Source organism: Pseudonocardia sp. P1 (assembly GCF_000178675.2).
Lineage (GTDB): Bacteria > Actinomycetota > Actinomycetes > Mycobacteriales > Pseudonocardiaceae > Pseudonocardia.
In genome coordinates this window covers 1521979-1545325 of the sequence record NZ_ADUJ02000001.1, presented here as the reverse complement: position 1 = coordinate 1545325, position 23347 = coordinate 1521979, and the positions used below count along the sequence as shown (strand labels likewise).

General features: G+C 72.0%; 23 protein-coding genes and 2 pseudogenes. 12 read left to right on the top strand and 13 right to left on the bottom strand.

What is annotated here, in order from left to right; genetic code table 11:
- Positions 1-38 precede the first annotated feature (38 nt).
- From PP1_RS06675 to PP1_RS06665, 3 genes are read right to left on the bottom strand one after another with little or no spacing between them, the layout of a single operon-like run.
- Positions 39-1544 (bottom strand): tripartite tricarboxylate transporter permease, encoded by a 1506-nt coding sequence (locus PP1_RS06675; protein WP_010243265.1) that lies wholly within the window; start codon positions 1542-1544, stop codon positions 39-41.
- Positions 1544-2143: a tripartite tricarboxylate transporter TctB family protein gene (locus tag PP1_RS06670; RefSeq protein WP_075314101.1), complete on the bottom strand. Its 600-nt coding sequence runs from the start codon at positions 2141-2143 to the stop codon at positions 1544-1546. Before PP1_RS06670 ends, PP1_RS06675 begins: the two co-directional genes overlap by 1 nt.
- Complete coding sequence (locus PP1_RS06665; protein ID WP_029240118.1) at positions 2140-3138, bottom strand: Bug family tripartite tricarboxylate transporter substrate binding protein; 999 nt, start codon at positions 3136-3138, stop codon at positions 2140-2142. The genes PP1_RS06670 and PP1_RS06665 overlap by 4 nt, the downstream gene beginning before the upstream one ends.
- Positions 3139-3286: 148 nt before the next feature.
- On the opposite strand from PP1_RS06665, the gene PP1_RS06660 reads away from it, so the two are divergent.
- Entirely contained in the window at positions 3287-3703 is a 417-nt protein-coding gene (locus PP1_RS06660) for a universal stress protein (protein WP_033200724.1), read from the top strand.
- Positions 3704-3710: 7 nt separating this feature from the next.
- Here PP1_RS06660 and PP1_RS06655 read toward each other — a convergent pair whose 3' ends face one another.
- The gene (locus PP1_RS06655; protein WP_010243560.1) at positions 3711-4202 is read right to left on the bottom strand and encodes a hypothetical protein; all 492 of its coding nucleotides are present in this window, start codon (positions 4200-4202) and stop codon (positions 3711-3713) included.
- A gap of 47 nt (positions 4203-4249) precedes the next feature.
- Here PP1_RS06655 and PP1_RS06650 point away from each other — a divergent pair, with 47 nt between their 5' ends.
- The 4 genes from PP1_RS06650 to PP1_RS06635 all read left to right on the top strand — a co-directional run bounded on the left by PP1_RS06650 (position 4250) and on the right by PP1_RS06635 (position 7263).
- Entirely contained in the window at positions 4250-4858 is a 609-nt protein-coding gene (locus PP1_RS06650; RefSeq protein ID WP_139317198.1) for a DUF1275 family protein, read from the top strand.
- An 80-nt stretch (positions 4859-4938) separates the two neighbouring features.
- Complete coding sequence (locus PP1_RS06645) at positions 4939-6180, top strand: MFS transporter (protein WP_010243564.1); 1242 nt, start codon at positions 4939-4941, stop codon at positions 6178-6180.
- A gap of 230 nt (positions 6181-6410) precedes the next feature.
- Entirely contained in the window at positions 6411-6803 is a 393-nt protein-coding gene (locus PP1_RS06640; protein ID WP_010243565.1) for a transglycosylase family protein, read from the top strand.
- A 25-nt stretch (positions 6804-6828) separates the two neighbouring features.
- Positions 6829-7263: a pyridoxamine 5'-phosphate oxidase family protein gene (locus PP1_RS06635; RefSeq protein WP_010243566.1), complete on the top strand. Its 435-nt coding sequence runs from the start codon at positions 6829-6831 to the stop codon at positions 7261-7263.
- Here the strand turns inward: PP1_RS06635 and PP1_RS06630 are convergent.
- Positions 7257-7811 carry a DUF3558 domain-containing protein gene (locus tag PP1_RS06630; protein ID WP_075314102.1) on the bottom strand — a complete coding sequence of 185 codons (555 nt, stop codon included), beginning with the start codon at positions 7809-7811 and terminating at the stop codon, positions 7257-7259. The genes PP1_RS06635 and PP1_RS06630 overlap by 7 nt on opposite strands.
- A complete protein-coding gene (locus PP1_RS06625) occupies positions 7808-8155 on the bottom strand; it encodes a PE domain-containing protein (RefSeq protein WP_010243570.1) in 348 nt (115 codons plus the stop codon). The genes PP1_RS06630 and PP1_RS06625 overlap by 4 nt, the downstream gene beginning before the upstream one ends.
- Before the next feature lie 277 nt (positions 8156-8432).
- On the opposite strand from PP1_RS06625, the gene PP1_RS06620 reads away from it, so the two are divergent.
- The gene (locus tag PP1_RS06620) at positions 8433-9164 is read left to right on the top strand and encodes a hypothetical protein (RefSeq protein WP_010243574.1); all 732 of its coding nucleotides are present in this window, start codon (positions 8433-8435) and stop codon (positions 9162-9164) included.
- Between the two features lie 96 nt (positions 9165-9260).
- Here the strand turns inward: PP1_RS06620 and PP1_RS06615 are convergent, their stop codons facing one another.
- The 4 genes and pseudogenes from PP1_RS06615 to PP1_RS06605 all read right to left on the bottom strand — a co-directional run bounded on the left by PP1_RS06615 (position 9261) and on the right by PP1_RS06605 (position 13449).
- Positions 9261-10658 carry a DEAD/DEAH box helicase gene (locus tag PP1_RS06615; RefSeq protein WP_337819667.1) on the bottom strand — a complete coding sequence of 466 codons (1398 nt, stop codon included), beginning with the start codon at positions 10656-10658 and terminating at the stop codon, positions 9261-9263.
- Between the two features lie 501 nt (positions 10659-11159).
- A pseudogene (locus PP1_RS31560) lies at positions 11160-11864 on the bottom strand (hypothetical protein); the annotation flags it as partial.
- 473 nt (positions 11865-12337) lie between these two features.
- Positions 12338-13012: pseudogene (locus tag PP1_RS31555) on the bottom strand (caspase family protein); the annotation flags it as partial.
- A complete protein-coding gene (locus tag PP1_RS06605; protein WP_010243578.1) occupies positions 13009-13449 on the bottom strand; it encodes a hypothetical protein in 441 nt (146 codons plus the stop codon). The pseudogene PP1_RS31555 and the gene PP1_RS06605, both read right to left, overlap by 4 nt.
- Positions 13450-13803: 354 nt before the next feature.
- On the opposite strand from PP1_RS06605, the gene PP1_RS06600 reads away from it, so the two are divergent.
- From PP1_RS06600 to PP1_RS06590, 3 genes are all read left to right on the top strand, one after another.
- Entirely contained in the window at positions 13804-14517 is a 714-nt protein-coding gene (locus tag PP1_RS06600; protein WP_010243580.1) for a DUF4253 domain-containing protein, read from the top strand.
- A 1-nt stretch (position 14518) separates the two neighbouring features.
- Complete coding sequence (locus tag PP1_RS06595) at positions 14519-15517, top strand: hypothetical protein (protein ID WP_010243582.1); 999 nt, start codon at positions 14519-14521, stop codon at positions 15515-15517.
- A 114-nt stretch (positions 15518-15631) separates the two neighbouring features.
- Entirely contained in the window at positions 15632-16876 is a 1245-nt protein-coding gene (locus PP1_RS06590) for a DUF418 domain-containing protein (RefSeq protein WP_033200726.1), read from the top strand.
- A gap of 25 nt (positions 16877-16901) precedes the next feature.
- Here the strand turns inward: PP1_RS06590 and PP1_RS06585 are convergent, their stop codons facing one another.
- Positions 16902-18221 carry an MFS transporter gene (locus PP1_RS06585; protein ID WP_168170490.1) on the bottom strand — a complete coding sequence of 440 codons (1320 nt, stop codon included), beginning with the start codon at positions 18219-18221 and terminating at the stop codon, positions 16902-16904.
- A gap of 53 nt (positions 18222-18274) precedes the next feature.
- Between PP1_RS06585 and PP1_RS06580 the strand changes: the two genes are divergently transcribed.
- Positions 18275-18796 (top strand): GNAT family N-acetyltransferase, encoded by a 522-nt coding sequence (locus PP1_RS06580; protein ID WP_010227468.1) that lies wholly within the window; start codon positions 18275-18277, stop codon positions 18794-18796.
- Between the two features lie 131 nt (positions 18797-18927).
- Positions 18928-20349 carry an amino acid permease gene (locus PP1_RS06575; protein WP_010227470.1) on the top strand — a complete coding sequence of 474 codons (1422 nt, stop codon included), beginning with the start codon at positions 18928-18930 and terminating at the stop codon, positions 20347-20349.
- Here PP1_RS06575 and PP1_RS06570 read toward each other — a convergent pair.
- Positions 20318-20536 carry a DUF2945 domain-containing protein gene (locus tag PP1_RS06570; protein ID WP_010227472.1) on the bottom strand — a complete coding sequence of 73 codons (219 nt, stop codon included), beginning with the start codon at positions 20534-20536 and terminating at the stop codon, positions 20318-20320. The genes PP1_RS06575 and PP1_RS06570 overlap by 32 nt on opposite strands.
- 90 nt (positions 20537-20626) lie before the next feature.
- The gene (locus tag PP1_RS06565) at positions 20627-22600 is read right to left on the bottom strand and encodes a M13 family metallopeptidase (protein WP_010227474.1); all 1974 of its coding nucleotides are present in this window, start codon (positions 22598-22600) and stop codon (positions 20627-20629) included.
- A gap of 63 nt (positions 22601-22663) precedes the next feature.
- Between PP1_RS06565 and PP1_RS06560 the strand changes: the two genes are divergently transcribed.
- Entirely contained in the window at positions 22664-23305 is a 642-nt protein-coding gene (locus PP1_RS06560; protein WP_029239380.1) for a hypothetical protein, read from the top strand.
- Positions 23306-23347 lie beyond the last annotated feature (42 nt).

The following is a 23347-nucleotide window of genomic DNA, read 5'->3' as shown; positions in this document are numbered from 1 at the left end:
CCGTGGGGAGCACGGCGGGACCGGGGTGTGCCGCCGGGTCAGACGTCGGCGGCACGCTTCTCGGCGAACCTGCGCCAGCCCGTCCAGGCCAGTCCGGCGAGGAGCAGGAGGTAGAGCACGACGGTGATCGGGCTGGAGACCAGGACGGCGGGGTCGTTCTCGGAGTTGCCCATGGCGTCGCGCAGCGAGTACTCGGCCAGCGGGCCGAGGATGACCGCGATCAGCACCGGTGCGACCGGGATGTCGTAGAGCCGCATGGCGAGTCCGAGCACACCGATGACGAGCATGATCACGAGGTCGACGGTGCTGGCCCCGGCGGCGTAGACACCGAACGCGGCGAACACGGCGATGCCGGCGTAGAGGTAGGACTTCGGGACCCGCAGCAGCTGTGCCCACAGTGGTGCGAAGGGCAGGTTGAGGATCAGCAGCACGATCATCGCGAGGAAGAACCCGGCGAGCAGGGCCCAGACGATGTCGCCGGAGCGTTCGAGCAGCAGCGGTCCGGGTTGCAGGCCGTACTGCTGGAACGCGGCGAGCAGGATCGCCGCGGTCGCCGAGGTGGGCAGGCCCAGTGCCAGCAGTGCTCCCATGGCGGTGCCGGCGGTGGCGTTGCCGGCGGCTTCGGGGCCGGCGACGCCCTGGATGGATCCCTTGCCGAACATGGGGGTGTCGCGGCGGCGGTCGAGGCGGCGTTCGGTGCCGTAGGCGAGGAAGGTGGGGACCTCGGCGCCGCCGGCGGGGATGACGCCGAAGGGGAGCCCGTAGCCGGTGCCGCGCAGCCACGCGGGCAGCGCGGCGCGGAACTCGGCGCGGGAGAGCCAGGGGCGTCCGGTGGGCAGGACGGTCTCCTGGTCGGTGGTGCGGCCGAGTTTCGCGGCCTGGTGGAACACCTCGCCGAGGGCGAGCAGGGACACGGTGATCACGACGATGGAGATGCCGTCGAGCAGGGCGGGGAAGCCGAAGGAGAACCGTGGGCTGCCCGAGGGCTGGTCGATGCCGATCAGGGCCAGGGTCAGGCCGATGGCCAGGGCGGCGAGGCCGCGGATGGCGGAGTCGGCGACGACCGCGGAGATCGCGACGAAGGCGAACACGGCGAGGGCGAGGAACTCGGCGGGCCCGAACCCGGTGGCGAGCTCGGCGAGGGTGGGGGCGAAGAACACCACCAGCACGGAGGCGATCATGCCGCCGATGAAGGCGCCGATGGCGGCGGTGGCCAGTGCCTGGGCGGCCTTGCCGCGCTGGGCCATGCGGTAGCCCTCGAAGGAGCTGGCGATGGCGGTGGAGTTGCCGGGGGTGTTCATCAGGATCCCGGCGATGGAGTCGCCGAACAGTCCGCCGAAGTAGATGCCGGTGAACATGATCAGGGCGTTGGTCGGTTCGAGGACGAACGTCAGCGGCAGCAGCAGCGCCACCGCCATCGACGAGCCGAGGCCGGGCAGGACGCCGACGGCGGTGCCGAGCAGGGCGCCGAGGAAGACGAACAGCAGTGCGGAGGGGCTGAGGACGTCGGCGAAGCCGCCGAGCAGGTTGGTGAGCTGGTCCATCACAGGCCACCTCCCAGGAGGCCGACGAAGCCTGCGGGCAGGGAGATGCCGAGCAGACCGCTGAACACGACCTGGATCGCGGAGGCCAGTGCGAGGCCGGCCAGGACGACCGGCAGCCACCTGCGGTTGCCCAGTGCGGCGGCGACGGCGGTGAACAGGCCGGTCGCGGAGAGGATCCAGCCCAGCCAGGGCAGGACGACGATGAAGGCGACGACGCCGCCGACCGCGGTGAGCACGGCCGGGGCGTTCACCCCCTCCGGATCGGTGCGCTCCGCGGGCTCCTCGTCCGTGTCACCGGCGGCCGTGTCCCCGGAGGCCGGGGCGGGGCCGTCGGACGCGCCGGCGGCGACCGCCGGCTCCGGGGTCCGGGCGGGGGCGTCGTACTCGCGGCGCGGCCGCAGGATGTCGAACGCCAGCCCCACCGCGACGACGAAGCACAGCACCGCGACGATCCACGGCATCGTCGTCGGGCCGAACAGGCCGCCGTCACCGACGACCTCCATCGTCAGCGTGCCGTAGACCAGGAACAGCCCCAGCGCGGTCAGGATCGCGGGCACGACCAGCGCGCCCCTCGACAGATGTGGCGGACGGCGGCTCATGCCAGCCCCAGCTCCTTCAGAAGATCGTCGATGCGGCGCTGCTCGCTGACCAGGAACTCGCCGAAGTCGTCGCCGTAGGCCTCGCTGCGCACCCACCGGTTGCGCTCCACCGACTCGGCCCACGACTCGGTCCCGACCATCTCGCGGGTGATCTGCTCCAGCTCCGCCCGCTCCTCCGGGGTGATCCCGGCCGGGGCGACGAGGCCGCGCCAGTTCACGAGGTCGACCTGCGGCAGCCCGAGCTCGTCCATCGTCGGCGCGTCCACGCCCTCCAGACGCTCCGGGGAGACGACGGCCAGCACCCGCAGCTGCCCGGCCTCGACGAGGTCGCGGAAGTCGTTGTACCCCGAGATCCCGACGCCGACGGTGCCGGCCGCCGTCGACAGCAGGCTGAGCGTCAGCTCGCCGCCGCCCGGGTGCGGGGTGTAGACGAGGTCCTCGACCGGCACCCCGCGGGCCTGCGCCAGCTGCGCGGCCACCATGTGGTCGATGCCGCCCGCGGAGCCGCCGCCGACCGGCAGGCCGCGCGGGTTCTCCTTCCACGCGGCGAGGAAGTCCTCCAGCGTGCGGAACGGCGAGTCCGCCGGCACCGCGATCACCTCGAAGTCCTCGGCGACACGGGCGATCGGCGTCGTGTCCTCCAGGCTCAGCGGGCTGTTGGACTGGCTGATGCCGCCGAGCATCACGGTCCCGGTGACCATCATGGTCGTCTCCTCACCAGCCAGGCCGGCGAGCTGGTTGAGACCGATCGTCCCGCCCGCGCCGGGGATGTTGACGACCTGCACGGTGTTGACGACGTTGCCCGTGCGCATGGACTGCTGCGCCTCGCGGGCGACGAGGTCCCAGCCGCCCCCGGCGGCTGCGGGGGCGATGAGGGTGAGGTTGGAGCGCGCTGCCTGACCCTGCCCGGAACGGGCGGCGTCGGCGAACGCGGTCACCGCGAGAGCGGCGACGAGGACGATTCCCAGGGCTGCAATGACCTGCCGTCGTGGCATGGCCGGAGACGTTGGCACAGATCACCGCGGTCGCCAATGTCCGGTTCCGGAAACTCTACGAACGCTGTGAACACAACGAACTTTTCCTCGACTCGTCCGTTTCGCTGGATATCGTTCCGCCGTCCGCACGCGCTTGATGGGGAGCGACATGACGATCTGTGTGGCCTACGGCCCGACGCCCGAGGGCGCTGCCGCGCTCGACCTGGCCGTCCGCGAGTCCCGGCTGCGGGGCGCGACCCTCGTCGCGCTCGCGACCGAGCGACAGGAGCGGTTCGACCCCGACTCCGACGTCCACGACGGCGGCACGCTGCGCGCCGACATCGAGGCCCGCCTCGCGTCGCTGCGCGCCGACGGCGACCCGGGCACCGACGTCCGCGTCGTCGACGACGGCGGCGACCCCGCCGAGGCACTCCTGGACCTGGCGGCCGCGCAGGACGCGGAGCTGCTCGTCGTCGGGGTCAAGCGGCGCAGCCCGGTCGGGAAGCTGCTCACCGGCAGCACCGCTCAGCGGATCATCCTGGAGTCGCCGATCCCGGTGCTCGTGACCCACGCCGCCGCCCGGTAGGCGCCGGTCACCGGGCGACGGCGGTCGCGGCGGCGACGCTGGCCCGCCAGATCGCCATCGCCGACCACAGCACGAACACCTGCACCGGCAGTTCCAGCGCGTCCGGCAGCTGCGCGGCGTACGACGGCCGCAGCGCCCCCGTCCGCCACACCCGGCCGGCCTCGTTGACCGCGTCGGCCGTCGTCAGCAACGCGAACCGCCGCCCGACGCCCGACCCGGCCAGCCGGTACGTCAGGTCCCCGATCTCGATGTTCCAGTGTGGTCGCGACAGCGGGCCGTCCGGATGGTCCACGGAGCGCAGGATGTGCGCGCGCAGGTCGCCCTCCAGCGCGAACCGGGCGATGCCCTCCGAGCGCAGCGCGTAGGGATGGCCGTCGATCACGAGGTCCCGATGGCGTTGCCAGGTACGCGCCGTCCAGCCGGTGACGGGGCGGCCGTCGTGGCTCACCTCGTAGCGCACGTGGAACAGCCCGACCCGGGAGGACGTGGCACGCAGCATGTTCCGAGAGCCTGCCACCGTCGCGCCGATTCCGGGAGGATCGACGGGTGCGACGTGCGGTGGTGCTCGCCGCGATGGCGGCGTGCTCGGGTGTGGTGGACGTCTGGGCGGTCGGCTCGCTCGGCGGGGCGTTCGCCGGCGTGGTGACGGGGAACCTCGTGACGACCGGGGCCGCGACGGCCGCCGGACGGTGGGGTGATCTCGTCGCGCCGGTCGTCGCCGTCGCCGGGTTCGTCGTGGGCGTCGCGCTGTGGACGTTCGGACGGCGACGGTGGCCGGCCGCCGTCGCCGCGCCGTTGCTCGCGGAGCTGCTCCTGCTCGTCGTGCTCGCGGTGCTCTGGCCGTCGGCCGGCGCCCCGGCCGTGCTGCTGCTCGCCGGGGCCGCGATCGCGATGGGCGGGCAGAGCAGCGTCGCGCTGCGCCTGGGGGAGTCGTCGACCTACCTGACGGGCACGCTCACCGGCGCCGTCGCCGACCTCGCCGCGGGGGAGGCCCGGCGGTGGAGCGCGGTGCGCCAGCTCGGTGCGCTCGTGCTCGGCGCGGTCGCCGGTGGGCTGCTGCTGGTGCACCTGCCGGGCGCGGTGCCCGCGCTCGCCGCGGTGCCGCTGCTCGTGGCAGTGGTCGTGCAGGGCGCGGGGGAGTGGCGACGGACCTGACCTGTCACACGGTCCGGGGAATGCCGGGACCGGGCCCGGTCGTTGGCAACGCTCAGCAGACGAGCGACCCGAGGAGTCCCGTGAGCACCGCCCCGTCGAGCCGCCTCCGGCTCAGCCCACCGGTCGCCTTCGCCGTCGTCGCGGCGACCTTCGTCTGGTTCCTCGCCGCGTCGTCGGCGCCGTCCCCGCTCTACGTCGTCTACCAGGAGCGGTTCGCCTTCACCGAGTTCACCCTCACCGCGGTCTTCGCGGTGTACGTGCTCGCCCTCATCGCGGCGCTGCTCGTCGTCGGTGCCCTGTCCGACCACGTGGGACGACGGCCGGTGCTGCTCGGCGCGATCGCGCTGGAGATCGTCTCGTTGCTGCTGTTCCTCGCCGCCGACGGCGTGGGCTGGTTGCTCACCGCCCGCGTCGTGCAGGGGATCGCGACCGGTGCGGCGACGGCGACGCTGCCGGCGACCGTCGTCGACCTGGCGGCTCGGCGCGGCGATCCGGCCCGGGCCGGCCTGGTCAACGGCACCGCCCCGCTCGCGGGGCTCGGCCTCGGCGCGCTCGCCTGCGGCGCACTCGTCGAGTTCGCCCCGGCACCGACGCGGCTGGTGTGGGTGCTGCTCACCGCTGGCCTGCTGGTCGCGGCGCTGCTGGTGGCGCTGATCCCGGAGACGATCGACCGGCGGCCGGGCGCACTGCGGTCGCTGCGGCCCCGGGTCGGGGTACCGGCGCGGGTCCGTCCCGGCTTCGCGGTGATCGTGCCGATCCTGATGGCGAGCTGGGCGCTCGGCGGGCTGTACATGTCGCTCGGGCCGTCGGTCGTCGTCGACGTCTTCGGCGTCCGGAACCACCTGGTCGGCGGCCTGGTCGTCGCGGCGCTCTGCCTCACCGGCGCGCTGACCGCGTTCCTGCTGCGCGGGCGCACCCCGGCCCGCGTGCTGACGCCGGCCGCGGCGTTGCTGGCGGTCGGCACCCTCGTGACGCTCACCGGGGTGGTGACGGGCGTGCTCGTCGTCGCGACCGTCGGGACGCTCGTCGCCGGCGTCGGGTTCGGCTCGGCGTCCTTCGCGACGTTCGGGACGCTGTCGGCGCTCGCCGCCCCGCACGAGCGCGGTGAGCTGTTCGCCGCGACCTACACGCTGGCGTACCTCTCGTTCAGCGTCCCCGCGATGATCGCCGGGGTGGCCGCGACCGCGGGTGGGCTGCGCCCGACGGCGCTCGCCTACGGCGGTGTGGTCGTCGTCCTGGCCGTCGTCGCGTCGGTCCTCGGCCGGAAGGCGGCGGTTCCCGCCACCGGGGACCGGGTCCCGGCGGCGAACAGCACCCGCTGATCGGCCGACGGAGGGGGCCCGGGAACTGGTTCGTTCGTCCGGTTCGCGTTACTGCGTCCGTCGCCGATCGCGTGCGTCCGACCACTCACCGCGCACGTCCGCGACGAGCGGAGGTGACGGGTTGAGCCGGCCGGGGTGGGCGTGCCTACCGTGTCGGCCGCCGTCCGGGCCCTCCCCGAACCGTGCCCGGCCGGCGACGCAACTGCTCCCCACCGCACGGAGAAGCGAACATGGCAGGACGGCACCGCAAGCCCACCGACACCGGCCGCACGGCGGCCCGGATCGGCGCCGCCGCCGCGATGGCCGCGGCACCGCTCGGCGTCGTCGGCACCGCGTCGGCCGCCCCCTCGGCCCCGGCCGCACCCTCGGTCGAGAAGACCGCCACCTGGGACAAGCTCGCGCACTGCGAGAGCACCAGCGACTGGCAGGCCGACACCGGCAACGGATTCAAGGGCGGGCTGCAGTTCACCCCGACCACGTGGAAGTCGTTCGGTGGCACCGAGTTCGCCTCCAGCCCCGAGCAGGCGTCGAAGTCGCAGCAGATCGAGGTCGCCAAGAAGGTCCAGGACGAGCAGGGCTGGAAGGCCTGGCCGTCCTGCACGAAGAAGCTCGGCTGGCGCTGAGGCCGGTCTGCGGCACACTCGGTCCATGAGTGCCGATCTGGATCCCGTCCGGCGCATCGTGGCCGAGGACAGCGGCCTGTGCACGGTCGCCGTCGTCCGCCCCGACGGGCGCCCGCACACCTCACTCGTGAACGCCGGCGTCCTCGACCATCCGGTGACCGGCTCACCCGTCGCCGCCTACGTGACCTACGGCCCGGTGAAGCTGCAGGCGTTGCGCACGCGACCCGCGACATCGCTGCACTGGCGGTCCGGCTGGCGCTGGGTCGCCGTCGAGGGCTCGTCGGAGATCATCGGGCCGGACGACCCGGTCGACGGCGTGGACGTCCCCCGGCTGCTGCGCGACGTCTTCGCCGCCTGCGGCGGGACGCACGACGACTGGGCCGAGTACGACCGCGTGATGGCCGAGCAGCGCCGCGCGGCCGTCCTGGTGGAGCCGGTGCGGGTCGTGGGGAACTACTGACCCTGCTGCGCCCGGAGGTTCTCCAGCATCGTCGTCACCGTGGTTCCCAACCGGGCACAGACCTCGTCGATGGTCGGAGGCGGCGAGTCGTCCCGGGTCGGATTGGCCTGTAGCTGTGCACGCAGCGAGGCGCCGTCGGCGACGTCGAGGACCACCTGGCACAGGGGCAGGCCGGTTCCCGGTGCAGGTGGGGTGCTCCGAACCGCACCGAAGCCGCCGACGGTGACCACTGTCGACGTCGGTTCCGCGCCGATCGTCGCGACGGCACCGATGTCGAAGGTCTGCAGGTTGTATCCGAGGCCGCGGTTGCCAACCCAGGTACATCCACGGGACGTCCCACCGTGAGATTTCCCAGGGCGCCCGTTACGGACGCCCATCTCCGCCCGTTCGTCCGCGGACAGCGCGGTACACGGGTCGACCCGTTGCACGTCGATCGCAAAAGGCCTCGGAGGAAACGGGGTGTCCTCCCTTCCGGGATGTCCGGATCCACACCCGGCCGCCGACACGGCGACCGTCAGCAACGCGCCGGCGATGCGGATCCGTCTCATGCCGTCCCCAGGTTCTGAAAGGTGCGTTCGATGTCGGCGTCGGTGAACCCGTATCCGCGAGCCGTGGCATGGAGGGCGTCGACGGCGGCCCTCAGTTCGTCGTGATGTGCCCAGTGGACGTCGACGATCGCGTCGATCTTGCGCTGGAAACTGTCGCGGGCATCTCGGGAGATGGGATCACCGCCGCAGGCGATGACCTGAAGACGCTGACTGTTCGACGTGATTGCCTCCTCGATGTCGTCCGCCTGTTTCCGCAGTAGTGCGGCTACCTGCAGCACGTTGTCCACGTGCACTTGTGCGACGAGTTCCGCGATCGAACGCTGCTGTTCCGGAGTCATGGACATGGCGTGAGAGTAGAGGGAGACCGTGGTGTGTCGGAGCGATTCACGGAAACCCACCTAAGGGCCGTGGGCGGCTCGCCGGTGACACTGTTTCGCTGCCCGGGTGAGCAATTCGGTGGCGGCCCACAGCGCCCGGGGCTACCTTCCGTGCGGCTGGGCAGAGACGAAGGAGGTGACCCCCGTGAACGCGACATCGACATGGGTGCTCCCCTCCGGGGCCACGGTCGGGCGGTAGGTCGTCCGGGAGCGCCGTTCACGAACGCTCCCGAAGGGCACGACCATGCGACTCTCCTCCGCACAGCATCTCGACGACGGCGTCCTCGAACGCAGCGTCACCCTCGACGGGATCCCCGGGATCCTCTGGACACCCGCATCGGCGTCCGAGCCGGTCCCGCTGATCCTTCTCGGCCACCCCGGCGGACTGCGCCGGATGTATCCCCGGCTCGTCGCCCGGGCCCGGCGCTGCGTGGCGGACGGGTTCGCCGCGGCCACCATCGAGCTTCCCGGGGGCGGCGACCGGCCCCGTTCCACCGACGCCGAGGACGCCCGCGCCGAACTCCGTCGCGCGCTCCGGGCGGGCGAGCCGGTCGGCGACGAGATCGTCGACAGGCTCGTCCTCCCGCTCGTCGATGCGGCGGTACCGGAATGGCGGGCCGTCCTGGACGCCCTGCTCGCGCTCCCCGGGCTACGGGAGCCGGTCGGGTTCGCCGGGGGAGTGATCTCCGTCGGCGTCCGGCTGGCGGTGGTCGAACCGCGCATCGTGGCCGCGCTCCTGTTCGCCGGGAGCGTCGTGCCCCGCGCCGTGGTCGAGGAGGCCCGGCGGGTCACCGTTCCGCTGCTGGTCCTGCTGCAGTGGGACGACGAGGGGAACGACCGGCGGACGGCCCTGGACCTGTTCGACGCCTTCGGCTCCGAGGAGAAGACGCTGCACGCCAACATGGGCGGGCACACCGGTGTCCCGGCGTTCGAGGGCGACGAGGGGAGCCGATTCTTCGCCCGCCACCTGAGGTGACGCCTCGGGCGGGGCCTGACCGCTTTCGCTGGTGGCGCTGCTCGGTTCGCCGATCTCAACGTGCTGGTGCCGACCGGCGGAAGCGGCGACACTCGGTCACGCCCGACGGTGGGTGCGGTCCTCGGAGATCGGCGGCTTCCCCCGCTCGATCAACTCGAGTGCCCGCGGTCCGTACAACGTCCACGCCGGAATCCGGATCGCCTCCGAAAGACGAGATCGGGTCAGCGTCCGTTTGAGGCGTGCCCCCGGCTGTGCCGCAGCACCGCTGTCGTCCACGAGCACCGCTCGGCCATCGGATAAGAGGCCGTCCACCGGATGACCGTCGACGGTCGCCCGGAGCCTGACCTCGCTGCCGCCAACTTGCTCCAGCACCTCGTAGAGCCGATCGGCGAGGTCGTCGTCGAGCTCGTGGTGCACCGGCGGAACCGCATCGGCGGCAGCCGATGCGGCGTCGAGCAGCTCCGCTCCGACGCCGCCCCTGTCACGCCATAGGGCCGCGTCGCCGACGACAACCAGCCGGGACCGCGCACGAGTGATCGCGACATTCCACAGCTCCGGCTGCTGGTCGATCCAGTCGAATCGTCGGGGGGCCTCGTTCCTGCCCGCGACGAGGGAGAGCACCATGACGTCGCGCTCGCCGCCCTGGAACTTGTGCGCGGTTCCCACCTGCACCCGATCACCGAACTGACCAGCCAGCTCGGTGACCAACTCGGCCTGTGCTCGATAGGGAGTGACGACACCGATCGTCGCGGTGTCGGGGAGGTCCCGGATCAGCTCACCGAGTACCGCGTCGATCTCGGTCGCCTCGGCGTCATTGCGCCACGACCTTCCGGACGGCCCGCGGACGGCGTGACCTGCCACGTCTCGCCATCGCAGCGCCGGCCCGGGCAACCTGACCCGGCCGGGGGCGGCCGGATCGGTGAACACAGTGAGGCGGCCCTGGTAGAAGAGTCGGTTCACCACACCCGCGATATCGGGATGGCAGCGGTAGTGCTCGTCGAGAAGGATCGCTGGACCTGATCGTTGTTCGGCAGCGGCGAACGCGGAGTGTCGGACGGGGGACAGCCGGTGCTCGGACAGCCAGGCTCGCGGGACCTTCCACCGGCGGCGCAGGGTGGCGTCGGTGCCGGGGTCCACGTTCGTGATGTGGCTCAGTTGCATCGGGTCACCGATGACGAGGGCCCGTTTGGCCCGATAGAGCAGCGGCACGATGGATGGGATCGTGCACTGGCTGGCTTCGTCGATCACGACCAGATCGAACAGACCCTCGCCGATCGGGAAGCGTCGAGCAGCCAGGCTCGTCGACGCCCAGGCCGGGAGATAGGGGAGTGCCCGGCGGAACTCCCCCCAGTCCGTCCGGTCCGACGCGGAGGCCTGCTGGAGTTCACGGATCTGACGGTGGCCGTCCCGGGCCCGTCGTGCCACGACGTCTGCGGTCAGCGCTCTTCCCCAGGTGGCGCGTTGCGTCTCGGCCTCGGTCAGGGCGGACTGCACGGCCAGATCGTCGACGCCACCGACAAGCTCCCGCAGCCGGGTCCGGTCTCGGTCGGCTGCTCCCCAACGGCCTAGGGCAGCACAGATCTGCGACGTGTCGCCGGTCGCCTTGTCCGCATCGTCGAACCGCCCGAGTGGGGAGAAACGGTGATCAGCTGTGTCGGCCCCGATGAAAGACCGAAGGAACCGACGCCGGCGCCAGTCACCGAACCAACGGGCCTTGGCGAGCGAGGCGGCTCGATCGACCCAGCTCGGAGGGGCTGCGCGCGAGAACGGGGCAGGATCCGCCCCGAGCCAGACTTCCTCGGTGTGACAGGCTCGTTCGGCGGCGAGTAGCTCGTTCTCGCGCCGGGCGATCGTGTCGAGCTCATCTCGGGCCCGGGACCAGCTCCGGTCGGCTGCTCGTAGCGCACGGTGCCGTGTCTCCACGTCCGGTGCGGATTTCTGTGCTCGGAGCAGTCCCGCCACGATGGCCTGTTCTCTCTGACGTGCAGCGCGGTTGCCGGTGCGGACCACGAATCCGGGGGTGATCCGGTGACAGCGTTCGACAACCTCGTCGACGGCCGTGTTGTTCGTCGATGCGACGAGGACACTCTGGCCGGCTGCGGTGGCTGTCGCGACCGTGTCGACGACGAGTTGACTCTTTCCCGTCCCGGGGGACCGGTGGCAACAGTGAGGCGGCGTGTCATGGCGCAGCGGATGACCGCCTCCTGTGCGTCGTTGCCAGGAAGTGGAGTGACGAGTGAAACCTCGGCCTTCGGCACGTCGTCGGTCGAGGTGTCGGGATGGAGCGCGGCGAGCGCCGTTCCAGCGATCGATGTGGGCCGAGCAATGATCTGGACGTAGTCCTTCAGCAAGCCCTTGGCGGCCGAACTGGTCGGAAGCCCGAACAGGATCGCGGCGTTTCGGGCACCCTCGCCGGGGGTTGCGATGTCGACGCGACCGGCCAGATGCTCGGGGCGCAGCTGCTCCACCGAAGGCAGTCCGAACGGGTCCCGGAGCAGCTGGTCGGCATCGGTCGCCATCCGCGCCGACTCGCCGAAGTGCCAGCTCGGCCGGTAGGACCAGAGCAGGCGGGCGGCCTCGTCCTCCTCCAAGCAGGAGGAAACCAGTCCGGGATGAGGTACGACGTCGCTGATCGGCCGCAGTCGTACCGCACCGCCGTCGTCGACGACCTCGACGCGACGTATCAGCAGCGGTGCGCACAGTGGTTGTCCGCTCTGCGTCCCACTGGGCGCGGAGCGGTGCAACACGACCGTAGGCCAGCCCGCCCACAACGTCGGGCCGTGCTCGCTTCGAGCCGACTCGATCAACGCATCGGCCCCCTCGGGCACCGGAACTGTTCCGTCCGGGTCGAGGACGCCTCGAAGCACTCGTTCAGAGCCGGTCAGGTCGACGTAGTCGTCGCCATCCACTGCCATCAGTCCGGGCCTGGTCGTGTCGGCGCGTACGATGTCGGCGTAATAGCCGAGGAGCCGTGACCAGTCTGGTGCGACGCCCGCATCGTCGTCCGACTCGCGGGCGGTCGCCGCGAAGCTTCGAGCGCTGGCCTCTTCGCCGACTCGTGATTCGGCTGACGTGCGGCCGGAGGGGCGTGCGGCGATGACGATCGAGCCCACGACGTGGTCCGAGGACTTCAGAGGCGTCTGCGGAGGTTCCAGTCCGAGCAGCCTCTGGTGGACGGCGTCATAGAGATCGTCGACAGAGACGAAACCACCGCCGGTCGTACCCGCGGAGCCGCTGCTCAGAACCTTCACGACGGCGTCGGTGAAGACCGATGCCGTGGGGTTTCCGGACTCATCGATGGGTCCAGAAAAAGAGTACTCGTCCACGTCGGACGATGCGAGAACATAGACGCCACGGGGGCGGACCGGAGCTGTGCGAGTAAGTGGTGTGGTGCTCACGCCTTTGGTCGGGCGAGTGCGGAATCCGCTGGTGAAGGCGCCGCTCTGGCACGTATCGAACAGGGCGACCTTCTGCGCCGCATAACTGTCCTCGAGGCAGTTGTTGACGAACGTAGCGGAGATCCCGGTACCGGTCAGATCATGGGGGTCGGTGTCGGTCGCGACGAAGGCGAACTCGCCGTCCGGTCGGACCGCACCGTGGCCGGAGACGTAGAGAAGCAGGAGCTCGTCGTCCACGCTCTCCTGGCAGAAGTTGGTGATTGCGGCGCGCATCCGTAGGGCGTCAAGATCGGCGAGAACTTCGACGTCGAAGCCGCCGATCGTCGGCTCGCTCAAGACGGCTCGGAGCTCGTCCCTGTCGACTCTCGCTGAAGGCAGGCGGGTCCAGCGGTCGTTGTGGTGGATCTCGTTGCCGATCAGCAACGCTCGTCGGCGTCGCGGAACGCTCACAGTACGGTGCCGTCGTCCGGGAGCGTCGAGCTGTCCGCGCCTGTGGGCGATTTCCCTTCGAAGAAGCGCTCGATCACAGCTCGCTGCGCAGCATCAGGGTTGCCGGTGTAGGTCAAGGAACGGTCTCCGTCGTGGAGAGTCACCGACATCCGGCGATCCTGGGCGCACCACGCTTGGATCGCGGTCGTGAGAACGTCGGCGACGTGCGGGACATACCACCGACCGATGACCGCAAGCGTACCGGCCGCCGCGACAAGCTCGATCGCGCTCTTCGTTCCGTCCGGAGCGAGTTGTCGTGACCGACGAGTCACGGTGATGCCCGCCCCCGCGATTTTCGGGTCGTCGACCAACGCCGCACGGAGATCCTGCGCCGAACGCTCGCGCCTGCGTGGATCGCTTCCGACGTGCACAGTCACCGTCAGCTCGTGATCGCTCATCGATGCCCTCTTCTGCGTTTCGCGGCAATGTCGGTGATCGTAGTCTTGCTCGATGCATCAGTGGGTACCGCCGCTCAGGGTACGGTCGCGGTCAGTTGTTCCGGTGAGGACTGTCGTGCGTCGACCGATTGGAATCGAGGGACGCAGGGTCATTCATGAGGGGAGCGATCATCTGGTGCGGGGATTCGAGGCCGGCTTGCCCGCCGCGCGGGTTCCGTTCACAAGGTGGACGGTCTCGCTCGACCTGGACGCCCGGACTTTACGATGCTCACCAGTCCCATTCGCAGGCGCGGCTCCGGGTGCCCGACCTGAATCTCGTCGGAACCGACGGCGCCACGACGTCGTCCAAGCCGCATGACTCTCACCGCCACGGGCCCGGCCGGATCACCGCACTTTCCGGACGACCCCGACCCGGTCCTCTACGGACGTCTCCTGCGCCGCGCCCACGTCACCGGCCGCTGTCCCGTATGGATCCACCCCGACGACCTCGAACACACCCTCGACCGCCCGACCGATCCACGCGCACTCGCCGAGGCGATCGACGCCCTCGACGGCCGCGACGTCCTCGACCGCTGGTGGCCCGGCCCCTGCTCCTCCGAGTGTCCGTGCGGCGAGGCCCTTCCGGCCGCGATCCCGCAGGCGACCGCGGTGGCGCCGGAGACCGATCCGGCCCGCCGCCTCGATACGTTCGACGCCGCCGTCGAGCTGGTCGAGTGTCCGCCGCGGAGCCTGGCGGTCGTCGACGCGTACCGCCCGGCCGACACCCCGGCCGCTCTTGGATGGGCGGGGATCTGCAACTATCCGCACCAGGACCTCGTGTCGTTGGCTGCCGTGCTCCGGTACTGGGAGTCGCGGTGGGGCGCGCTCGTCGTGTTCATGAGCCGGTCGCGGATGGAACTGTCGGTCGCCCGACCCCCGATGTACGACGACGAATGCGAGCAGGCCGCCGCCGAGCACATCGCGTTCTGCCCGGACCAGCAGGACCCGCAGAACGGCGACTACTACACCCTGTCGCGCTACGCCGGGATGATCCGTGGCGCCCGCTCGTGGCACTTCTGGTGGGACTGAGATGACCACCTACGCCCACGACCTCGCCGCGTCGGCGATCGTCTCCACCTGGCCGACGGGTGACGGTGCCGTCGCCTGCCGGGTCGCCCGGGTGCCGCGGGACCTCGGCGACGCCCTCGCCCGCCGCATCACGGTCGTCCTCACCCGGCTCTCGGCGGTGCTCTGGTCCGCCTACTCCGAGGGCGAGGCCGGGCAGCTCCGCCCCGCGGATCTCCTCGCCACCCTGCGGGACCCGGACCGTCCACCGCCCGACGGCGACGACGAACGTGTCCGGCTCGTCCACGCGCTCGGCCGCCTGCTGGCCCGGACGCCCGGGCGGGCGTTCCGTGAGACCGTCGTCCGGGAGGTGCGTGCCGAGCTCGACGCCGTCCTCGACGCCGACGCCGGTGAGCTCACCGGACGGGCACTCCAGGCCGTCCGGCACGTCCGGGGCGACGTCCACGAGGGACACGTCGCCACCGCGGACGCCGTGCTCGAGGCCGATCCGCTCGAACCCGTCGGCCTGCTGACCACGGTCGAACCCCACTCGGCCGCGGTCGCCGCGGTGCACTGGCTACGGGCGGCGGCCCGCTGGGTGGCGGACGTCGCCGGGCACTCCGTCGCCGACGTCGTCGCCCTCGCCGAGGCGATCGAGCACGAGGACCTCGGCGTCGCGAGGGAGGTCCTGGTCATGCGCCAGGACGAGCCCGACGAGGAGGTCGTGCGTGATCTCCTCCAGGAGGCGGTACTCGCCGGGCGCGGGATCTTCGTCGTCTGCCCGGACAGGCCCGACCCCGACACCGACCACGAGCACCGGGTCCTCACGACGGTGCTGCACCCGCTCGAATCGGGGCGGTGCCTGGTCGACGGCCTGATCCGGGGCATCCAGGGCTGCTTCCGGGTCTACGCGGACGCGATGACCACCCGGGAGCGTCCGGGGGCGGACCCGAGCGACCCGGGGCACGAGTGGGCCGTCGAGCTGCGGAACCGGTTCGTCACCGAGCTACGGGAGGAGGCGTGACGACGGAGACGGCCGACCGGATCGTCGACCTTCGGCCCGGATGAATCGTCCTTTTCCTCCTTGACCGTCCCGGTCGGCCCCGCTGTGCTGGGCTCCGGGGAACAGGGGGACCACATGACCGTCGAGAACGCTCGACCACCACTGGCAGGACCGCTCGGCATGAGCGGCCGGGCACCGGCGCCGGACCTGGCGCGCGGTGCGATGCTGCTGCTCATCGCGCTCGCGAACACGCCGTTCTACCTGTACGGCCGCGAGCACTCCCAGGCCGGCTTCCACCCGGTCGAGGGTTCGGTCGTGGACAAGATCGTGCAGGCGGTGCTCATCACGGGCGTGGACATGCGGGTGTACCCGATGTTCGCGTTCCTGTTCGGCTACGGGCTGGCGGTGATCTACCGGCGTCAGGGGGCGAAGGGCGTGCCGGAGCGGGACGCGTTCCGGCTGCTGCAGCGGCGCAACCTCTGGCTGCTCGTGTTCGGATTCGTGCACGCGGCCCTGTTGTGGGGCGGGGACGTCCTCGGTGCCTACGGCCTGTGCGGGCTGCTGCTCGTGTGGCTGTTCGTCCGCCGGGCCGACCGCACGCTGCTGGTGTGGGCCGGTGTGGGCACCGGCATCCTGGTGCTGCTCGCCGGGTTCGCGGTCTTCGGTGCGTGGGCCGTGCTGACCGTGGGCGCGTCCGCCGGGGGCGGGATGCCGGCGGACATGACGGCCAGCGCCTCCCAGCCGTCGGTGCTCGCGGCGGTCGGGGACCGGCTCGCGCTCTGGCCGCTGATCACGCTCGGCCAGGGCGTGGTCGGGCTGACGGTCCCGATCGCGATCCTGCTCGGCTTCTGGTCCGCGCGGCGCCGGATCCTGGAACAGCCGGAGCAGCACCTGCGGCTGCTGCGGGTGACGGCCGTCGTCGGGATCGGTCTGGGCTGGGCGGGCGGCCTGCCGCACGCGCTGGCGCACGTCGGCGTCATCGGCGGGTGGGGCGAGATCATGTGGGTGTTCGCGGCGACGCAGCTGGTCACCGGCCTGGCCTGCGGCGTCGGCTACGTGGCGCTGTTCGGGCTGATCGGGAACCGGCTCGCCGGGCGGCCGCTCGGCCCCGTCGGCTCGGCGGTGACCGCGGTCGGCAAGCGGTCGCTGAGCTGCTACCTCGCCCAGTCGGTGCTGTGCGCGCCGGTCCTCGCGGCGTGGGGACTCGGCTGGGGCGCGTCGCTGGGCAGCACGACGATGGCGCTGTACGCGGTCGGGGTGTGGCTCGTGACGCTGGTGTTCGCGGTCGTCCTGGAGCGGCGGGGGACGCCGGGCCCGGCGGAGACGCTGCTGCGACGGCTGTCCTACCGCAGCACCAGCGGCGCTTCCGCGCCCGCCTGATCCCGTCCGAACCCGGTCGTGCAGGTCAGGCCGTGCGGATCGCGACGAGGAGGCCGATCGATCCCAGCAGGGGCAGCACCAGGAGCAGCGCCAGCGCCGCCGCCAGCCCGACGACGACGGCGAACCCGCCGATGACGGCGGCGCCGATCCCGGCCCCGGCGAGGAAGCACAGCGTCGCGACGCCGATCGCCCCGCTGCGCCGGTCGGCGGGCACCGCGCCCCCGACGGCGGCGATCATCGCGGGCTGCCCCGTCCCGAACGCCAGTGTCACCAGCATCGGGGCCACCGCGAGCACCCACGGCTGGTGCCATGCGACGCCCGCGACCGCGGCGAGCAGCCCGGCGACCGTCGCCGCACAGGCCGCGAGCAGGGTGCGGGTCGGCCCGAGCCGTCGTTGCAGCCGGGCGGACAGCGCCGGGCAGGCGAGTGCGACCGCCGCCGACGGCACCAGCATCAACCCCGTCGTCAGCGGGGTCCATCCGCGCTCGGCCAGCGCCAGCGGGATGCCCAGCAGCAGCGCGAACCAGCTCGCCGGGATCGCCGACGCGCACAGCGACGACCGCACCACCGTCGCGTTCCCGACGACGGCGCGGGGCAGGAAGCCGTCCGGCCGGTGCCGGACCCAGGCGGCCGTCGCCGGGACGCCGACGGCCAGCAGCACCGCGCCCGTCACCGCGGCCGCGGTCCCCGCGCTCGGCGACTGGATGAGCAGGACCAGCCCGGACACCGCCGTGGCGACGATCAGCGCGCCGGCCGGGTCGGGACGGGCCCCGTCGCCGTCGACGACCGACCGCCGCCACAGGTACGGCAGCGCCAGCAGTCCGACGACCGGCAGCGCGACCGCCGCGCGCCAGCCACCGGCCGTCGTCAGCGCGCCGCCGAGCAGGGGGCCGAGTGCGGACAGCACCGCGGACGTCCCCGCCAGGCGTCCCAGCACCGCTCCGCGTCGCTCCTCCGGGGCGCGTGCGCTCAGCAGGGCTGCCGCGAGCACCGGGATCGCGGCCGCCCCGAGCCCCTGCACGACGCGCGCCACCATCAGGAGCGCGAAGTTCGGCGCCAGCGCCGCGGCCAGTGCACCCAGACCGAGCAGCGCCGTCCCCGTGCACAGCGGCGCCCGGATGCCGACGGCGTCGGCGAGCCGCCCGTGCACCGGCGTCGCGACGGCGAGGGCCACCGCGTAGCCGCTGACCATCCACGTCGCGTCGGCGGTCGTCACGCCGAGTCCCTCGGCGAGGCTCGGCAGCGCGACCGTCACCCCCGACGTCGACGTACCGGCCAGGCCGAACAGCAGGCCGAGCACCACCGAGAGGAGACCCGTCCGCGCCGCGGGAGGAGCAGTCGTCACGCTCCGATCCTCACCCGGGAGCCGTCCTGATTGCATCGTGATTCGATGCGATCGTGCAGATCCGTGACGCCACCGCCGAGGACGCCGACGCCTGCGCGGTGATCTACGCGCCGTACGTCCGCGACACCGCCGTCAGCTTCGAGTCGGAGCCGCCGGGGCCGGTCGAGATGGCCGGGCGGATCGCCGCCGCACAGGAGCGGTACGTGTGGCTGGTCGCCGTGACCGACGACGGCGACGTGCTCGGCTACGCCTACGGTGCCCCGTTCAAGCCCCGCGAGGCGTACCGCTGGACCTGCGAGGTCAGCGTCTACCTGCACCCGGAGGCCCGCGGCCGCGGCACCGGGCGCGCGTTGTACGAGGCGTTGCTCGCCCGGCTGACCGCGTGCGGCCTGGTCGTGGCGGTCGCCGTCCTGACCCTGCCGAACGAGGCCAGCGTCGCGCTGCACCGGGCGCTCGGGTTCACCGAGGTCGGGGTGTTCCGCGGGGTCGGCTGGAAGCTCGGGGCGTGGCGCGACGTCGTCTGGTACCGCCGGGACCTCGCCGACCCGTCGCCGCAGGGGCCCGCCGGAGCGTGACCCGCGGGCCCGGTGCCCGAGGGTGACGTGCGAGGATCCCGGGCCGTTGCGCCGCGCACGTGATCACCACGCGTGCCGGTGCGCCCCGTCCGCGATCCGGACCGGGGGATCGGTACCGCACGGGAGCACGGGTGGAGCGCGGCAGCACGGACGGCGAGCAGCAGGGGCTGCGCCGGGACCTCGACGGCCGGCAGATCGGGATGATCGCCGTCGGTGGCGCGATCGGGACCGGGCTGTTCCTCGGTTCCGGGCTCGCCATCTCGATCGCCGGACCGGCCGTGATCGTCGCGTACGCGGTGGCGGCCGTCGTCGCGCTCGCGCTGGCCTACGCGCTCGCCGAGATGGTGGTACGCCATCCCGAGGCCGGCGGGTTCGGGCCGGTCGCGCAGCGCTACCTCGGCGACGGGACCGGGTTCGTCCAGCGCTGGATCTACTGGGCCGCGCAGGTGGTCAACGTCGGCAGCGAGGTCGTCGCCGCCGGGCTCTACCTGCAGTTCTGGTACCCCGACCTGCCACTGTGGATCCCGGTCGTCGGCTTCTCGGTGATCATGCTGGCGATCAATGCCGGCGCGGTCCGGTTCTTCGGCGAGACCGAGTACTGGTTCGCGATGATCAAGGTGGTGGCGGTCGTCGCGTTCATCGTCGTCGGCCTGACGGCGATCGTGTTCGGCCTGCCCGGGCAGGAGGCGGTCGGGGTAGGCGCGCTCACCGCGCACGGCGGGTTCGCGCCGAACGGGCTCGGGGCGATCTGGCTCGCGCTGACCGTGGTGACGTTCTCGTTCCTCGGGACGGAGGCTGTCGCCGTGACCGCCGCGGAGTCGCGCGATCCCGGCCGGGACATCCCGCGCGCCGCGCGGCGGACCGTGCTGCGGCTGGCCGTGTTCTACATCGGCGCGATGCTCGTCGTCGTCACGCTGGTTCCCTGGAACACCGTGTCGACGGGGGAGAGCGTCACGGAGTCGCCGTTCGTCCGGCTGTTCGCGCAGGCGGGCGTGCCGGCTGCGGCTGCGGTGATGAACGTCGTCGTGCTCACCGCGGCGCTGTCGGCGATGAACACCAACCTCTACGTGACCGCGCGGATGACGTACTCACTGGCCGTCGACGGCTACGCCCCGCGGGCGCTGGCCCGCACAAACCGGCGCGGCGCGCCGCAGCGGGCCCTGGCGCTGTCCGCGGCCGGCCTGGCGCTCGCGTCGCTGGTGTCGGTGTTCGCCGAGGAGACGGCGTTCCCGCTGCTCGTCGGGCTGGCCCTGTTCGGGGCGCTCACCACCTGGCTGCTGATCTTCGCCAGCCACCTGGCGTTCCGCAGGGCGCACGCGGGGGACATGGCGCACGTGGGGGAGCGGTCCCCGGTGCGGCTGCCGGGCGCCCCGTACACCACCGTCGCGGCGATGCTGTTCGTCGCGGCGGTGCTGGCGACGACGCCGTTCACCGACCAGTTCTCGACGGCCTGGAAGGCGGGTGTGCCGTTCCTGCTGCTGCTCGTCGTGATCTACCTGGTGATCCGGCGACGGCGCCGGATCAGGCCTTCTTCAGCTCCGAGTGGAGCTTGAGGACGGTCTGCCCGCTCTCCTGTTCGAGGACGTAGGCGGGGTTGTCCTCGGTCCCGTTGCGGGACTGCGTCGTGCCGTCGATCGTCCGCTCGATGCGGTCGGTGGCGGAGTCGACGACCTTGGCGGTGGGGGTGCCGTTGCCCCAGTTCCACGCCACCCAGGTGCCCTTCGCGAACTTCTCGGTCATGGGCGGCGGGTACCCGGGGCACGTCGGTCGAACCGCCATCCGGGCGGCGTGACCGGTGCCGGGGGACCAGCCCCCGGCACCGGGCACCCCTCACCAGATCCGGACGCGCCTGCCCGGCTCCGTGAACAGCTCGTCGGTCTCCGTCACCCCGAACGCCTCGTGGAAGGTGTCCAGGTTGGTCACGACGGCGTTGCACCGCAGGTCCGGCGGCGAGTGCGGGTCGGTCGCCAGCCGGCGGATCGCCTCGGCGTCGCGGGTGACGGCCCGCCACACCTGCGCCCAGCCGAACAGCACCCGCTGCTCGCCGGTCAGCCCGTCCAGGGTCGGGGGCTCGGTGCCGTCGTTGGCGATCGCGTAGGCCTTCAGCGCGATCGTCAGACCGCCGAGGTCGCCGATGTTCTCGCCGACGGTGAGCGCCCCGTTGACCTTGTGCTCGGGCAGGCCCATGGGGGAGAGCGCGCTGTACTGGTCGATCAGCATCCGGGAGCGGGTGTCGAACTCCTCGCGGTCGGCGGTCTCCCACCAGTCCTGGAGGTTGCCGTCGCCGTCGTAGCGGGAGCCCTGGTCGTCGAACCCGTGGCCGATCTCGTGGCCGATCACCGCGCCGATGCCGCCGTAGTTGGCGGCGTCGTCGGCGTCGGCGTCGAAGAACGGGGGCTGCAGGATCGCGGCCGGGAACGCGATCTCGTTGAGCCGCGGGTGGTAGTAGGCGTTGACCGTCTGCGGGGTCATCAGCCACTCGTAGCGGTCGACCGGGCCGCCGAGCTTCGCGTACTCGAAGTCGTGTCGCCACTCCGCCGCGCGACCGACGTTCCCGAGCAGGTCGGCCGGGTCGATCCCGAGGTCCGAGTAGTCCTTCCAGCGCTCCGGGTAGCCGACCTTCGGTGTGAACTTGCCGAGCTTCTCCAGGGCCCGCTCGCGGGTCTCCGGGCTCATCCAGTCCAGCGTGGAGATCGACTGCCGGTACGCCTCGACGATGTTGGCGACCAGCTCGTTGATCCGTTCCTTCGCCTTCGGCGGGAAGTGCCGCTCCACGTAGAGCTTCCCGACGGCCTCGCCGAGCGCACCCTCCACGAGCGACACCCCGCGCTTCCAGCGCTCCCGCAGCTCGGGGGTGCCGGACAGGGTGCGGCCGTAGAAGTCGAAGTCCTCCTCGACCAGGTCCGACGACAGGTACTCGGCGGCCGCCGCGGCGGTGTGCAGGGCGAGCCACGCCTGCCACTGCTCGAGCGGGCGGCCCGCCCAGAGCGCGCCGGCCTCGGTGACGAAGCTCGGCTGCCGGACGATCACCTCGTCGTACGAGTGCGCCGGGACGCCCAGCGCGGCTTCCCACTCGGCCCAGTCGAACCCGGGAGCGGACTCGCGGAGCTGCTCGCGGGTCAGCAGTGTGTAGGTCTTCTCGGCGTCGCGGTTGGTGACGCGGTCCCACGACGCGGCGGCGAGCGCCGTCTCCAGCTCCATCACCTGCTCGGCCACCCGGGCCGGCTCGGCCAGGCCGACCAGCTCCGCCAGCCGCTGCAGGTGCTCCACGTACTTCGCGCGGATCTCCGCCGAGTCGTCCTCGCGGTAGTACGCCTCGTCGGGCAGGCCCAGCCCGGACTGGTTGAGGTTGACCAGGTAGCGCGACGAGTCCTTGGCGTCGGTCGCGATGAACTCGCCGAACAGCGCGGCCCGGCCCTCACGCTGGCGCCGCCCGAGCACGCCGGCGAGCGCGGCCCGGTCGCCGGCGGCGTAGATCTCGTCCAGCAGCGGACGCAGCGGCGCGACGCCCAGCTGCTCGACACGCTCGGTGTCCATGAAGGAGGAGTAGAGGTCGCCGACCTTGCGGGCCTCGGTGCCCGGCTCCGGTGAGCCGGCGGCGCACTCCTCGACGATGACGCGCACGTGCTCCTCGGCGCGGTCGCGCAGCACCCGGAACGCACCGTCCTGCGAGCGGTCCTCCGGGATCTCGTGGGTCGCCAGCCACCGGCCGTTGACGTGGGCGAACAGGTCGTCCTGCGGACGGACGTCCGGGTCGACCCAGGTCAGGTCGAGACCGGAGTGCTTCGGCTCGGTGGTCGTCATGACCCCATCCTGCCTGCCGGGGCCGACGGTTTCGAGGAAGCGACCCGCGGTAGAAATCTCGTGATGACCGACATGTGGGACGAGCTGTTCGAACCTCCGGACCCCGCCGACGTCCTCGGCGACCTGCACGAGATCGCCGTCGATCTCTTCGACCTCCGCTACGACGGCTCCGAGCAGGCGTGGGCGGCGTGGGCGTGGGGCGTGCTGACGACGGCCCGGCTGACCGCTGCCGGCTCCGAGTACGAGCGCGGCGAGCTGGTGCTCCGGCTCCTCGCACTGCACGCGTTCCACCGCGAGTTCTGCGCGCGGGCCTTCGGGATCGGCGAGCCCGGTGGCTCCGAGGTGGACCCGGACCGGGTGCTGGGCGATCACCCGCGGCTGCACCCGGTGCTGCTCGGGGTGATCGCGGAGCGGCGCAGCCTGGACCTCGCCGACTCCAGCGACGCCGGTGACCTGGACTTCGACATCGCCGTCGCCTCCACGGCACTCGACCAGCTGGTCCGCTCCGAGTACCGGCAGGTCGTGCCGTCGCTGATCCGGACCGCGGGCGCGGCGGACCTGGCGGCGGCGACGTGGGCGTCGTTGCAGGAGGACGTCCGCTACCCGCTGCCGCCCGACGACGTCCGGGCGATCACCACCACCGACGTCACGCCGGAGAAACGGGCCGTGATCGAGTGGGTACGGGCCGGCGCCCGGCCGGGGTGACCGGACAGGCATTCCGTCCGTTTGGACGGGGGTTGTCCGGAC

Bases quoted from the DNA above. Each gene is read 5' to 3' on its own strand.
- PP1_RS06620 (WP_010243574.1), top strand. From the start codon at position 8,433: ATGCGACTCTCCTCCGCACAGCATCTCGACGACGGCGTCCTCGAACGC.
- PP1_RS06665 (WP_029240118.1), bottom strand. From the start codon at position 3,138: ATGCCACGACGGCAGGTCATTGCAGCCCTGGGAATCGTCCTCGTCGCC.
- PP1_RS06635 (WP_010243566.1), top strand. From the start codon at position 6,829: ATGAGTGCCGATCTGGATCCCGTCCGGCGCATCGTGGCCGAGGACAGC.
- PP1_RS06660 (WP_033200724.1), top strand. From the start codon at position 3,287: ATGACGATCTGTGTGGCCTACGGCCCGACGCCCGAGGGCGCTGCCGCG.
- PP1_RS06625 (WP_010243570.1), bottom strand. From the start codon at position 8,155: ATGTCCATGACTCCGGAACAGCAGCGTTCGATCGCGGAACTCGTCGCA.
- PP1_RS06600 (WP_010243580.1), top strand. From the start codon at position 13,804: ATGACTCTCACCGCCACGGGCCCGGCCGGATCACCGCACTTTCCGGAC.
- PP1_RS06570 (WP_010227472.1), bottom strand. From the start codon at position 20,536: ATGACCGAGAAGTTCGCGAAGGGCACCTGGGTGGCGTGGAACTGGGGC.
- PP1_RS06565 (WP_010227474.1), bottom strand. From the start codon at position 22,600: ATGACGACCACCGAGCCGAAGCACTCCGGTCTCGACCTGACCTGGGTC.
- PP1_RS06670 (WP_075314101.1), bottom strand. From the start codon at position 2,143: ATGAGCCGCCGTCCGCCACATCTGTCGAGGGGCGCGCTGGTCGTGCCC.
- PP1_RS06640 (WP_010243565.1), top strand. From the start codon at position 6,411: ATGGCAGGACGGCACCGCAAGCCCACCGACACCGGCCGCACGGCGGCC.
- PP1_RS06595 (WP_010243582.1), top strand. From the start codon at position 14,519: ATGACCACCTACGCCCACGACCTCGCCGCGTCGGCGATCGTCTCCACC.
- PP1_RS06675 (WP_010243265.1), bottom strand. From the start codon at position 1,544: ATGGACCAGCTCACCAACCTGCTCGGCGGCTTCGCCGACGTCCTCAGC.
- PP1_RS06655 (WP_010243560.1), bottom strand. From the start codon at position 4,202: ATGCTGCGTGCCACGTCCTCCCGGGTCGGGCTGTTCCACGTGCGCTAC.
- PP1_RS06630 (WP_075314102.1), bottom strand. From the start codon at position 7,811: ATGAGACGGATCCGCATCGCCGGCGCGTTGCTGACGGTCGCCGTGTCG.
- PP1_RS06560 (WP_029239380.1), top strand. From the start codon at position 22,664: ATGACCGACATGTGGGACGAGCTGTTCGAACCTCCGGACCCCGCCGAC.
- PP1_RS06605 (WP_010243578.1), bottom strand. From the start codon at position 13,449: ATGAGCGATCACGAGCTGACGGTGACTGTGCACGTCGGAAGCGATCCA.
- PP1_RS06590 (WP_033200726.1), top strand. From the start codon at position 15,632: ATGACCGTCGAGAACGCTCGACCACCACTGGCAGGACCGCTCGGCATG.